We start from the raw sequence: 901 nt of genomic DNA on the forward strand, positions 1-901 counted from the left end.
GCTTGGATGTCACTTGGGTCGACACTTTGGCGAGTAAGTAGACGTAGCATAAGCGCTAGCTGTACTTACACACTTATCATTGTTTGGTTTTGAGAGATCTGTAATGACTCTCAATCTACAGATATGGGCCTATAGCTCAGCTGGTTAGAGCGCACGCCTGATAAGCGTGAGGTCGGTGGTTCGAGTCCACCTAGGCCCACCAGTTGGCTCATATAACTTGAAATACACTTTTGTGTAGAGTACAGACATTAAGAGCTAAAATAATAGGAAAAGCTTATAAAAGATAACGGATTCTTCGGAATGGATTATCGAGACTTAAGTGAACCCATTACGGGGGCGTAGCTCAGTTGGGAGAGCACCTGCCTTGCAAGCAGGGGGTCAGGAGTTCGAATCTCCTCGTCTCCACCATTTAGTATTTGACAGCGAGTCTGTGATATACTAATTGTTTGTTCTTTGAAAACTGCATAGAAGAATTAATATATATTTGTAAGGTCATCTCTTAGAATTTCTAAGTAGGTTGACCCGAGCACATAGGAAATAATTCTCTGACTTAATGGTGACGTACATGTAAAATGTACGGCTACAAAAAACGACAATGTATCTAATGCATGTCAATGAAATCTAAGAATAGATTTTCGTCAGAATTTGATGGATAACGAGACGTGCCAGTGAGGTGATGTCGCCGCGTACTTATGTACGCAAGACAAATCGAACGCAGCACAACGAAGTTAGCCGCAAATTATGGCGTAAAATAAGTAAAGATTTTAAGGGCGTACGGTGGATGCCTTGGCGATATCAGCCGAAGAAGGACGCGGTAAGCTGCGATAAGCTACGGAGAGGTGCAAGCAACCTGTGACCCGTAGATTTCCGAATGGGGGAACCCGGCAGTGGTTATGCACTG

2 tRNA genes and 1 rRNA gene are annotated in these 901 nt (G+C 43.7%); all 3 read left to right on the forward strand.

What is annotated here, in order from left to right:
* Positions 1 to 125 precede the first annotated feature (125 nt).
* A tRNA-Ile gene (locus tag HMPREF0873_RS09725) sits at positions 126 to 202 on the forward strand.
* A gap of 130 nt (positions 203 to 332) precedes the next feature.
* Positions 333 to 408, forward strand: a tRNA-Ala gene (locus HMPREF0873_RS09730).
* Positions 409 to 754: 346 nt separating this feature from the next.
* Positions 755 to 901 (forward strand): 23S ribosomal RNA (locus tag HMPREF0873_RS09735); the annotation flags it as partial.

The sequence above is a fragment of the Veillonella sp. 3_1_44 genome (genome assembly GCF_000163715.1).
In the GTDB taxonomy this organism is placed as follows: domain Bacteria; phylum Bacillota; class Negativicutes; order Veillonellales; family Veillonellaceae; genus Veillonella; species Veillonella parvula_A.